9 protein-coding genes are annotated in these 12,085 nt (G+C 37.2%); 2 read left to right on the top strand and 7 right to left on the bottom strand.

All coding sequences use genetic code 11. From position 1 onward, the window contains the following. The first annotated feature begins 41 nt into the window (after positions 1-41). Both ACSHWW_RS12620 and ACSHWW_RS12625 read left to right on the top strand, forming a co-directional pair. Complete coding sequence (locus tag ACSHWW_RS12620) at positions 42-2,495, top strand: TonB-dependent receptor (protein ID WP_435682823.1); 2,454 nt, start codon at positions 42-44, stop codon at positions 2,493-2,495. Between the two features lie 36 nt (positions 2,496-2,531). Next, a complete protein-coding gene (locus ACSHWW_RS12625) occupies positions 2,532-3,086 on the top strand; it encodes a type 1 periplasmic binding fold superfamily protein (protein ID WP_435682824.1) in 555 nt (184 codons plus the stop codon). Positions 3,087-3,153: 67 nt separating this feature from the next. Here the strand turns inward: ACSHWW_RS12625 and ACSHWW_RS12630 are convergent, their stop codons facing one another. The 7 genes from ACSHWW_RS12630 to ACSHWW_RS12660 all read right to left on the bottom strand — a co-directional run bounded on the left by ACSHWW_RS12630 (position 3,154) and on the right by ACSHWW_RS12660 (position 11,719). After that, positions 3,154-3,285 (bottom strand): hypothetical protein, encoded by a 132-nt coding sequence (locus ACSHWW_RS12630; RefSeq protein WP_435682825.1) that lies wholly within the window; start codon positions 3,283-3,285, stop codon positions 3,154-3,156. A gap of 29 nt (positions 3,286-3,314) precedes the next feature. Continuing rightward, the gene (locus ACSHWW_RS12635; protein WP_435682826.1) at positions 3,315-3,485 is read right to left on the bottom strand and encodes a lmo0937 family membrane protein; all 171 of its coding nucleotides are present in this window, start codon (positions 3,483-3,485) and stop codon (positions 3,315-3,317) included. 88 nt (positions 3,486-3,573) lie between these two features. Beyond that, positions 3,574-5,115 carry a cryptochrome/photolyase family protein gene (locus tag ACSHWW_RS12640; RefSeq protein ID WP_435682827.1) on the bottom strand — a complete coding sequence of 514 codons (1,542 nt, stop codon included), beginning with the start codon at positions 5,113-5,115 and terminating at the stop codon, positions 3,574-3,576. Positions 5,116-5,122: 7 nt separating this feature from the next. After that, on the bottom strand, positions 5,123-6,451 hold the full coding sequence (locus tag ACSHWW_RS12645) for a DASH family cryptochrome (RefSeq protein ID WP_435682828.1): 1,329 nt from the start codon (positions 6,449-6,451) through the stop codon (positions 5,123-5,125). Positions 6,452-6,869: 418 nt separating this feature from the next. Next, a complete protein-coding gene (locus ACSHWW_RS12650) occupies positions 6,870-7,001 on the bottom strand; it encodes a DUF2256 domain-containing protein (protein ID WP_435682829.1) in 132 nt (43 codons plus the stop codon). Beyond that, positions 6,994-7,647 carry a flavin reductase family protein gene (locus ACSHWW_RS12655; RefSeq protein WP_435682830.1) on the bottom strand — a complete coding sequence of 218 codons (654 nt, stop codon included), beginning with the start codon at positions 7,645-7,647 and terminating at the stop codon, positions 6,994-6,996. Before ACSHWW_RS12655 ends, ACSHWW_RS12650 begins: the two co-directional genes overlap by 8 nt. A gap of 109 nt (positions 7,648-7,756) precedes the next feature. Next, complete coding sequence (locus ACSHWW_RS12660; RefSeq protein ID WP_435682831.1) at positions 7,757-11,719, bottom strand: fibronectin type III domain-containing protein; 3,963 nt, start codon at positions 11,717-11,719, stop codon at positions 7,757-7,759. Positions 11,720-12,085 lie beyond the last annotated feature (366 nt).

The following is a 12,085-nucleotide window of genomic DNA, read 5'->3' on the forward strand; positions in this document are numbered from 1 at the left end:
TTATTGACACATTCAATACAATTCACAGCTAAAATTACACAATGAAAATATTTCAATTGTGGTTATTTATGATGCTATTTCCAGCATTATGGGTAACCGCACAAGATTGTACCTATTCCATAGAAGGGACAATTAAAGATTATCACGATAATAGTGTGCTAGAACTCGCCACTATCTACATCGAGCCATTGCAAAAAACTATTAACTCTGACGTTAATGGTTATTTCAAAATTGATAAACTCTGCGCTGGAACTTATACTATCACCGTTGCTCACATAGATTGTGACCCTAAAACTATGACTATAAATTTAACCAGTTCTCAGAAAATAGAAGTGCTGCTCGAGCATCATGTAGAAGATCTCGAAGCGGTAAAAGTGGTGGCACACGTTCACGATAATAAGAACAGTTCGCAAGCGGCGACACGAGTTTCAAAAGAAATTTTGCAAAATTACAGCGGTGCTACTCTGGGCGATGCACTGGCCAGCGTGCCTGGTGTAAGTGCATTAAAAACAGGGAATAGTGTGGTGAAACCTATTGTTCATGGGTTATATGGAAGTCGAGTAACCATTGTAAATGATGGAATGCGGCAGCAAGATCAAGAATGGGGCATTGAACATGCGCCTAATATAGACGTGAATACAGCAAGTAATATTCAAGTTATAAAAGGTGCAAGTGCGCTACGTTATGGTGGAGATGCTATAGGCGGAACAATTGTAATAGAACCAGCGCGTATCATTTCTAAAGACACTTTAAACGGAACTTTTATAAGCCAGCTGCAAACTAACGGTCGCGGTGGATCTCTAACTGGAACGGTGAATAATTATCGTAAAAATGGTTGGTATCAAAAGGCGACTATGACTTATAAACGATTAGGTGATTATGACGCTCCAGATTACGTACTGAGTAATACAGGAAGTGAAACGGCAGCAATCAATTTAGGATTAGGGTACAGGAAATTTGAATATGGAGCGAGTTTGAAGTACTCTTTTTATAATTCTACACTTGGAATCTTAAGAGCTTCTCACATAGGTAATGCCGCAGATTTAGTAAATAGTATCAACTCTGGAGCACCTGCAGTTATTAATGATTTTACTTATGATATAGATGCTCCACGACAAGAAGTGAATCATCACAGTCTACAGTTAGGAGCTTTTAATAGGTTTGCAGGTTTTGGTAAACTAGAAGTTGATTATGCTCTGCAACTTAATAATCGTAAAGAATATGATATAAGAAGAGGTGCAAATGCTGGTCGTGCTTCTATGGATATGGATTTACAAACGCACACCGCGGCTGCACATTTATTAATTGATTATTTGAGTAATACTACTCTGGAAACTGGAGTAGACGGAATGTTTCAAATAAATACTCCAAATCCAGATACTGGTGTGCGACGATTGATTCCAGATTATACTGCATTTAAGGCAGGATTCTTTACAAGTGTCACGCATAAGGTGAAAGAAAATTGGGTAGTAGATGCAGGAATTAGATATGACCATTATAAAATAGATGCCGATAAATTTTACCAGCAAAGTAGATGGGAATCCTTAGGTTATGATGATCAATATCCGCAATTTGAGGTGAGGCAGGAAGGCAATCAGATACTGACTAATCCAGTAATAGATTATAATTTACTTGCTATTACTGCAGGAACTAAGTATAATTTTAATGAATATTATGATGTTGCCGTTAATTTAAGTACTGCAAACCGAGCACCTAATCCTAGTGAGTTGTTCAGTGATGGATTACATCATGCGCTAGCCACAATAGAATTAGGAAGGTTAGATTTGAAAAAAGAGCAATCTTATAAATTGAATACTACTTTTCATTTAAAGAAAGGTTCACTGGATCTAGAAATGAATCCTTACGTGAATTTAGTAAATGATTATATCCAGCTCATACCTACAGGAATAGAGACCACAACTCGTGGTGCTTTTCCAGTGTATCAATATGAGCAACTTAATGCCAGCTTGTATGGTGTAGATGTGAGCGCGAGTTATGATTTTTGGGTGAGGCAACCTCTTATTCAAGATACTGGTAGTGAGATTACTTTTAAAGTAAAAAAACTCATCAACTGGAGTTCAAATTTCTCATACATACATGGGACAAATACAGATGCTAACGAGCCATTAATAGACATGCCGCCAGCTCAGTTCAATAATACCATTACTTGGTTTGACGCTTTTGATACAGGATTAAATATTTTGGTTTCAAATCAAACGGTTTTACAACAAACTCGTTTTCCAGACAATGATTATATAGTTTCTGTCCCAAATAATTCTGGAGGATTTCAAGATGCACTCGTGGAAATTTCGCAAACTCCTGCAGCTTATAGTTTGTGGAATGCTGGTGTGAGTTACGCTTTCGCGAAAGCAAAATTAAAACTAACCGTAAATAACCTTCTAAATACTAATTATCGCAATTCTTTAAATAGACAACGTTTTTATGCAGACGACGTAGGGCGCGATATTCAACTACAATTCATTTATAATTTTTAATACAAATAATCAAACAAGTAATAAATAATTACAATTATGAAAACAACAATCAAAACCTTAGCAATCTTATCAACTTTAAGCTTTTTTGCATCTTGTAGTGATGATGATGCACCACAAGTTATCAATGAAGAAGAAGTGATCACAACAGTAGAATACACACTCACTAATACAGCTGATGCAACTAATGTAGTTGTCTATAAATCTGTGGATGCAGACGGTGATGGACCTAATCCACCAATAGTTACGACGACTGGAGTTTTAATGGCAAATTCTAGTTATATGGGAAGTGTGCAATTCTTAAATGAAGCTGAGTCTCCAGCCGAGAATATAACAGAAGAAGTTGAAGGAGAAAGTGATGAGCATGAGGTGTTTTATATCGCAAGTATTCCTGATGTAATGATTGCTAAGGATGATGTAGATGTAAATGGTAATCCTCTAGGAGTGATGACTACTTTTCAAACTGGAGCTGTGTCTACTGGGAATTTAACAGTGGTGTTGCGTCATGAACCTATGAAGCCTAATGATGGTTCTCTCTCTAACGCTGGTGGAGAGACAGATGTTCAGGTTGTGTTTGACTTGACTATTCAGTAAAAAAATAGTGCATTAAAAAAGCCGCTTAATAAAATTAAGCGGCTTTAATTTATAAATGAAATAGAATTTAATCTACTGCATCTTCAATATCGTCAGCGACATCTTCTACTTTGTCACCTAGACTTTTTTCTTCTCTACAGCTTACAGTTCCAAAAGTGAAAATTGCTGCAATTGCTAGTACTAAAAATTTCTTGTACATAAAATTTAAATTAATTGGTTAATTAATGATTATAGAGGCTTTCTCCCTGAAATGATGTTGAATAACACAACAATAACTGCAATTACTAAAAGGATGTGAATTAAATTACTTTCACCCATTCCGCCACCTATACCGGCAAAACCTAAGATCCAAATAATAATACAAACGACGGCTACTAGCCATAAAATACTTCTTAACATAATAGTTTAGTTTAATGGTTATGATTCAAATCTATGACTAATTTAAATGTATGAATCTTAATGAAATAATAATTCACATTTATTTATGTTAATAATTTGAAGGATTCTCAATTACATCTGTGGCTCTTTGTTTATGAGCTTGTAGTTTTTCGGCATCCATTTTTTTAAGCAAACTCATCATCATTCCCATACGGTGATTGCTCGCAAAATGTTCTTTTTTCTCATCGAGAAAGTTCCAGTATAAGGAGTTAAGTGGGCACGCATCTTCCTCAGCATTTTTCTTATTGACTTTATAATGACAGCCTTTACAATAGTTACTCATTTTATTGATATAACTACCGCTGGATACATAAGGTTTGGTCGCCACTATTCCGCCATCTGCCCATTGAGACATACCGCGCGTGTTTGTGATTTCTACCCATTCAATCGCATCGATATAAATTCCTAAATACCATTCATCCACATAACTAGGTTCTGTCATGGTGAGTAAGGCATAATTTCCAGTAACCATTAATCGCTGTATGTGGTGTGCATATGCATTATCAAGCGAGTTGTTAATCGCTTGACTCAAACAGTTCATTTTAGTTTCTCCAGTCCAGTAAAAGTCGGGTAGTGGATTGTGATTTTCTAGTTTGTTTTTAGTTTGATAATCCGGCATTTCTTTCCAGTAGATTCCTCTCATAAACTCACGCCAGCCTAGTATTTGCCTTATAAAACCTTCTACTTGAGAAATGTCGATATTGGGTTTTTCGCTTTCGCGGAAGCGTACTAAAACAGCCTCAATCACTTCTTGAGGACTTAGTAGTTTAGAATTCATCGCAAAACTTAATCGGGAATGATATAAGTATTCTTGATCTGTATGCATAGCGTCTTGATAGGTTCCAAATTCTATCAAAAGGTGCTCACAGAAATAGTTCAGAACATCCAATCCGTCTTGTCGAGTAGTAGGCCAGTTGAAGTTCTTCTCATCAATACGACCTATAGTTTTTACTTTCTCTTTTTTTAAAAGGTCTACGATATCACTAACATCTTTACGGAAACCTCGTTCATGTGGGATCTCTGTCTCGCCTTTCCACTGGTTGCGATTGCTCTGGTCATAGTTCCACTTGCCACCTTCTGGTTCTCCATCATTATCTACCATAAAGTTGTGCTTCTTGCGCATATCACGGTAGAAATATTCCATAGTCATGCGCTTCTTACCTTCAAAGAATTTCTCCACATCTTTGCGCTTGGTAAAAAAATGCTCGGTATCATAACCTTGCCATTCTATATCAAGAGATTTGCAAAAATCTTTAAGTTGCTGGTCGAGTCGCCACTCGTCTGGTGCGAGGTATTCAAATTTTTCTATTTTTTCATCTTTGATGATTTGGTTGAGGTTTTTAACCAAATCTTGTTGATTATTTTCTTCATCAAGATGATAGTAAATACTATTCCAGCCACGTTCTTGTATCCATTCATTAAAGCTACGCATAGCCATAAAAAAGGCTACTACTTTTTGAATATGATGGGTTACATAATCTGTCTCTTGGCGCATTTCGGTCATGAAATAGATAACGTTATCTTGGTTGCCATTGTACCAGGAGTGTTTATGATTAAGCTGGTCTCCTAGAATGAGTCTGAGTGTTTTCATATTTGAGTTAAAAAAGTTCTTCTTGCAACCACAATCGTTGAAACTTCCCATCGTTATCATAGCGACTAGCTTGTAACTGAATATTGAAAGTTCTATTTCTAGGGTCATTTCCCACGCCACTATTATACATCCAGTTGCCATAATTAGAATGCACGTCATAATCTATAAGGATGTGTTCAAAGTAGGCAGCGCCTATGCGCCAGTCTTGTTCTTTATGCATGGACCAGTAGCTCGCCACATTTTGCCTTCCACGATTGCTCATCCATCCTGTAGCACTTAGCTCTTTCATGTTTGCATTTACAAAGCGTTCATGAGTTTCACCATTCATCCACTTTTCAAGTTCTCGTGAGCTGGTTTTCCATTCATACTCTTTTTGTAGAATTCCGCCGATTTTGAAAATGTCATTGCCATTTTTAAGAGATACATATTTAAAGAAATCACGCCATATCAATTCAAATATGAGCCAATATGTATCTTGATTCTTTTTGACTTCTTTTTCAAATCTTTTTACTTCCCAATAAATCTCACGAGCACTTATGCAGCCTATGGCAAGCCATGCACTTAATTTACTGCTATAATCTATTCCTACTAGGCCATTCCGAGTTTTTTTATAGTATTGAAGTTTTCCCGTTTCCCAGAAATAATGATTGAGTCTTTCCCATGCTTCAGTAGCGCCACCTTTCCAAGGAAAAGCTGTGCGATGATCTTTTTCAAAGTTTTCAAGTCCGAGTTCTTTTAAAGTTGGTAAGTTGGTTTCAGTCACTTCAGGGAATTCTTGATGATAGTCTTTTATATCAACTAGGTTTCTCACTCGTAATTCTTTCTCACACTTTTTGCGGAATTGCGTAAAAACAGTAGGAATGTTTTGAAAAGATGAGAACGGAATATCATCAGGATGGAAGAGGAATTGATCGTAAGTTCTGCGACCTTTTGGTTTTTTTTCAAGTTTTTCTATTTCAATTCCGAGCAACTTTTCCTGTTGTAATTCATCTCGAGTCCACTCTTTTTGAAGGTAGATATCTGTAATTTCATGTTCTTGAATTAAAGACGGAATCACTGTAGCAGGCGAGTCATGAAATACCAACAATGGTATACCATGACTTTCTAGTTGTTTTCTTAGATCTTTTACAGCTTCAATAATGAACTGCGCTCTATATTTCCCTGTTTTACCGAATGGTAATTGCATATCGATATCCAGTCCAAAATCACTTTCTTGAAAGTACATGGGATCAAAGAAGTAAACTCCTATAACAGCACCATTTGCATCACAGGCGTTTTTTAAACTGTGATTGTCTGTTATTCTTAAATCGTTTCTAAACCATACTAGGTTGCTCATATTAAAAATTATTTATCCATTGCTGGCAGGCTGAAGTCTGCCGCTGTGAATTTATTATGTCGCCTGCAGCGTTCTTTTTATTTACGCCGACTGAAGTCGGCTTTTTAAATCTGTTATTCCGCACCTGCCTTTGCCGGCAGGCAGGCCTGATGCGGAATCTGATTGCAATGGCAAACGATGATTACTCAATCTCATTTTCCACAAAATTTTATTCATTGCTGGCAGACTGAAGTCTGCCGCTGCGAATTACTTCTGTCGCCTACAGCGTTCTTTGTATTTACGCCGACTGAAGTCGGATTTTTAGATAGGAGCAAGCGATAACTTATGGAGAAAAACAATATGTTTTGGTAGATTACTCGACCTAAATTTTCATTTTTCTTAACTCTTAACTCTTAACTCTTAACTCTTAACTCTTAACTCATTTCTTCCCACTACATTTCTTACTACAATACTTTACCGTTTCCCAGTTCTTCTCCCATTTCTTACGCCATGTAAACGGTCGCTCGCAGACAGGACATGTTTTGGTAGGTAAGTTGTGTTGATTACGCATCAGTATCTAAGGTTAGTTCTTCCAGTTCTTTATTTATTTGTGCGTAGGATAGTCGTTTCTGAGTTTTCGCGACAGCATAACCATCAAGACCATTAATGGTTGCTGAGCCTGCTTTTTCTAAATCTAGCCAACCATCTTTATGTTGAATATTTTCTATAATGAAAATATCAGTGATTTTACAAATGACGAGAATGCAATTGTTCTCTTTAATGAGATAGTCTGAAACATACTCTGCTGCGACTTGAATATTTGCCTCTTTAACAAATGGTGCATGAAATCCATTTCTATTCAATAGACCTATATCAAGTCGTTCAAATTCTGAAATCTCCCTAGGGTATTTTGCGCTGGATTGATGTGCTCGTTCTACTAATTCCATGTTGATATGATTGAGCGTGATTTTTCCAGTTGCTTTTAAATTTTCATAAGTGTGTCCTACACCATGTCCCAGTGGTCGCTGTACAAAACTGAACATCGCTGGATTACTTCCTAGATGTGTCACACTACTAAATATCGCGACGTTATCTATTCCATCTTGGGAGCGCGTAGCAAGAAGGTTAGCGCTTTTGTAGCCAGTCACGCTGTTGATGAGATTACCACGGTAAAAACGATCTAAATTTTCTATATCTTTTTGTGCAATGTGTTTCATGTTTTTCAAAATTACGTTTAATTATTTGAGTTAATAGTTAAACAAAAACTAACACTATAAAAAAAAGGCCATCAATCATGATGGCCTTTTTAAAATTATGTTCTGAAAATTATTCAACTATGAAACGCTCTACAATCGTTTCTTTATAAGTTTCAATTTGAATCATGTAAATACCCGTTTTTAATAGGGATACATCTACAGATTTTTCTGTGGATCCTTTTAATACTACTTGTCCTTGTAAATTGATAATGTTATAATCGATACGGTCTAAACGAGGAGCGATTATATTCAATTGACCATCTTTAACTGGATTAGGGTATATGGATAGGAAAGGTGTCGCAATTTCAGTTACTGTACTTAAAGTACTGTTTGCAACCGCACCACCTACACAGAAGTTATTCACCTGAGTCTCTGTAAAAGATCCACCTGAAGCTAGTGTTGCTCCACCAGAGCTTAATACATAACCACCATTTCCATAAGCACAACACATTCCGTCTCCATAAGTGTCGTTGAAAGTTAAAACATAACAATCTGCTGGAAGTGATAAAGGAACGTTTACTACAGAGCCTTCTGCTTGAGAACCATAGTTACTACCAGAGGCTACTGTTGTACCATTGCTATTTGCAAGTGACCAGCTCGTTTCTGAAGCATAACGATCAAATGTGATTTGTAAATTTGCCGCAGTGCTAGGACTTGCAGAGCTAAATGTTACATCATCTACTGCGATATCACCTTTCCACTGATTAGTTGTAGTTCCTTTAAATCTTAATTTAAGAGCAGCACCTGTGTAAGAGCTTAAGTCTAATGTAGCGGTTTGCCACGCTGTATTCTGACTTCCAGATCTTGTCCAAACATTAGTCCATGAAGTTCCATTATTAGTGCTCGCTTGAACAGTTAATGCTCCCATGGAAGCAGCTCCATTCATATGGTATTTGAATCCGAAGTTAGCACTGCTTACCGAGCTTAAATCAAAACATGGAGAATTGAAGTAAGTCGTCTTTGATGTATTATTAGGAGCACTTGCTTCTACATACATATAAAATGATCCTTGAGTAGCGCTTGATGGACCTGTTCCTGTAGATGGAGTGCCACCAGAACGTCTAGTCCAGTCAAAATCATCACCACTTGCTTGAGTCCAAGCGCCAATACCAGATTCAAAACCTTCACTGTAAGGAAGAGCGATAGCACCTGTACAACCTGTTGCAACAGGAGCTTCAGTTGTAAAGTTACTTGTAGAGCTTTGAGCACTGTTATTGCCAGCAGCATCTTTTGCTCTTACTGAAACATTATATGTCGTTCCAGCATTTAAACCAGTAAGGTTTGCTGCTGTTCCTGATACATTGCTTAATAATGAACCATTTAAATAAAGATCATAACTCGCAACTCCTACGTTATCTGAAGAGGCGTTCCAAGAAACACTTGCCGTGTTTTGTGTAATGTTTGAAACGTTCAATCCAGATGGAACAGATGGAGCCGTTTGATCAGTAGGAGTAACACTAACGCTATTTGAAGCTGTAGAGATGTTTCCTGCTGCGTCTTTTGCGCGCACGTTGAAACTATAATTAGTACCTATAACTAGTCCAGTAATCTGAATATTAGTTGCTGCAGTTGTTGTTAAAACAGTTGTTCCTCTTCTTACTTCATAACTAGTTACACCTACATTATCTGTTGAAGCTGTCCAGTTCAAGTTAACCGTAGTTTCAGTTAAGTTAGAACTAGCTAGTGAACTAGGTGCTGACGGTGCTGTGGTGTCTACCGTAGATGAGCTGATGTTTACAGTATAGTCTTCTACTTCACCATAGCTGAAGCTTCCACACGAAGCTGGTACAGCATTATAACTCATAGAAACTCTCATTCTAGTTGCTCCATTTAAAGCGCTATTAGGAATCGAGAAAGAACCACTTACAGGAGTGTTTTGAGTTACTGCAGCAGTCCAAACTTGCTCGCCTGCATCATCAAAATCACCATCTTGATTATAATCTATCCATGCCGCGTAACCTTCACTGTATACAGTTCCTGTCCAAGTAGGAGTTACAGTTATGTTGTAACTAGTTCCTTTTGAAACTGCAGTAGATACACTTGTATAATTAGTATAACCACCAGCTCCTGCACCACTTACTTGATTGATCGTGTTAAATTGAACACGACCTATGTATTCGTCGGCAACACTATTCCCGTTTGAAGCACAGTATTGTACACTTGTGGTAGAGAATGTGATTGTAGAGCTATAAGAACTATTTGATCCACCAGCACAAACACTACGCACTTGAGCTTGGTAAGAAGTTGATGGAGATAGACCGTTGATTGTTATACTAGGTGAAGCACTTGTGAGGTTAGTCCATGTTGTGGTTCCGCTTTCGCGAAAGCGAACTCCATAACTAGCACTTGCAACGGCATTCCAACCTAGAGAAGCGTCAGTACTTCCGGTTCCTGTTGCATTTAATCCTGAAGGAGTAGAGGCTATACATGGCTGAGCTTGAGCAGCAACTCCTGTAACGATAAGAGAATAGTTTTGGCTACCGCTGCTTAAACTGCCTTTATGTGTAACAGTAATGGTATAAGTTCCAGATGCATTACTCACATCAACTCTTTCATAAGGATCGCGGCTATTATCACCTTTTCCATTTGCAGTTATACTTGTTAATCTCCATGGATTATAAGTAGTTCCAGATTTAGTAACTCTTATGTCTAAGTCATTTACTAAACGAGCTGTGTTACTATTTGCAGCTGTAGTAGCTGTTCCAGCAACATCAGTCCATGAAATGGATGCTTTAAGGTCTTCAAGTCCGCTAGCGTTTACATCAATGGTATAAGATTGACCTGAAGTTAGTGTCAATTCAGATATGAAAGAGTTACTGCCTTCACCGGTAATTGCCTCGGCCGCTTTTTTAGTATTCATAAGTCCCCAACCAAAGACAGCGTCTGGTCCGTTGCTTCCTGCATCATCTGCAGTATGAAGTGCAAGACCTTTAAGAGTGGATGCTCTCATGTAAGAATTATTCAAGCTATTGTGATATTGTTGTAGTAATAATAAAGAACCCATCACATTAGGTGACGCCATAGATGTTCCTGTGATAGAATTATAAGCGGTATTGCTACTTTCATAACTAGAATAAACACCTGTTCCATTTCCTGTAAGGTCTGGCTTGATACGTAAGTCATCAGTAGGTCCTTCACTTGAGCTAGAGTTTATAGAAACGCTGCTTAAGGTTCCGTTTGCATTTATGTTTGCGTCGTTTGCATTTGCAATAACAAGATTATTCTTAGATACAGAATGCCCTGTTAATTTATCATAGCTAGAGTTACCATTCAGTGGAGATGGGTTTGCCGTGTTATCATTACCATCGTTACCGGCAGCAACTACCATTAAATAATAAGGAGCATTGTACATAATTACATCCCAATCTCTAGATTCTGATATATAACCACCAAAGTAATATGCTGGTAGTTGAGGATTTCCAAATTGATCTCTAGGTGCATAACCATAAGAGTGATTAGAAAGTAACATTCCGTTTGCAGCTTGAGCAGTAGCTTCGGCTTTATCATTATTCCAGTCATGACCTACGGCGCTTGCTCGTGGAGCCATACCTTTGGCTGCGGCTTGTGCTCCATAAGCGATTACGGTTCCTGTGACATGCGCTGCATGGAAATTTAGTGTAGAACTATTATCTCCTATGGAGAACCTATTATTTCCTCCAGGTCCATCATATTCTTGATGAGAAGCACGTGCAAGTCCACCATCCCAAATATATCCAGTCATGCTTTGACCTTCTATATTAAGTCCTAGTCCACCGTTATTGTGCATATAATTAGTACGCGTAGATGTAGCAGCATCAACATTAAAAGTAGAATAGTAGATAGGAGTTCCGTCAACTATTTTTTGAATTTCAACTAGAGTTCCATCATCTAGTGTTTTTCTAGTAGGTATATTATTTGCAATTGCAAATGACATCGCTTCTTGCTTTTCTTGAATAGATTGTAATCTATAATTACTTTCTAGTTCTTGAAGTTTTACTAAGTCCATACGACTAGTGATTTTCTCACGATCCTTTTGAGTTTGAGCGATCGACAAAAGACTAATTAAGCCGATTACCGAACAAAGGAAATACTTGGTAGTAACTTTCATTTTTTAGGGTTTTTAAGATTAGTTATATCTAGTTAATCATTTTTAATGTTAAAAAAATGACTTATTCTTAATCTATGTTCCTTAGTAATTAACAAAATATGGGTTTGTTTTTATTTAAAATGATAATTTTCAGATAGTTAAGTGATGGTGTAGAATGTTGATAGAAAATTAATTATTATTTAAGTTGCAATTACTTTAGTAGATAAACTGCATCAATTGTATATATTTCTTATTGCTGTTATAGAATTACTAAGAAAAAATCCAATCTTTATTTCATAACATTGCACCAATCAGCTGATTAATTATGTTGCT

It is taken from the genome of Nonlabens sp. (assembly GCF_051251825.1).
In the GTDB taxonomy this organism is placed as follows: Bacteria; Bacteroidota; Bacteroidia; order Flavobacteriales; family Flavobacteriaceae; genus Nonlabens.

Excerpts from the sequence above, each read along its gene's own strand:
- ACSHWW_RS12620 (WP_435682823.1), top strand. The coding sequence starts at position 42 with ATGAAAATATTTCAATTGTGGTTATTTATGATGCTATTTCCAGCATTA.
- ACSHWW_RS12625 (WP_435682824.1), top strand. The coding sequence starts at position 2,532 with ATGAAAACAACAATCAAAACCTTAGCAATCTTATCAACTTTAAGCTTT.
- ACSHWW_RS12630 (WP_435682825.1), bottom strand. The coding sequence starts at position 3,285 with ATGTACAAGAAATTTTTAGTACTAGCAATTGCAGCAATTTTCACTTTT.
- ACSHWW_RS12635 (WP_435682826.1), bottom strand. The coding sequence starts at position 3,485 with ATGTTAAGAAGTATTTTATGGCTAGTAGCCGTCGTTTGTATTATTATT.
- ACSHWW_RS12640 (WP_435682827.1), bottom strand. The coding sequence starts at position 5,115 with ATGAAAACACTCAGACTCATTCTAGGAGACCAGCTTAATCATAAACAC.
- ACSHWW_RS12645 (WP_435682828.1), bottom strand. The coding sequence starts at position 6,451 with ATGAGCAACCTAGTATGGTTTAGAAACGATTTAAGAATAACAGACAAT.
- ACSHWW_RS12650 (WP_435682829.1), bottom strand. The coding sequence starts at position 7,001 with ATGCGTAATCAACACAACTTACCTACCAAAACATGTCCTGTCTGCGAG.
- ACSHWW_RS12655 (WP_435682830.1), bottom strand. The coding sequence starts at position 7,647 with ATGAAACACATTGCACAAAAAGATATAGAAAATTTAGATCGTTTTTAC.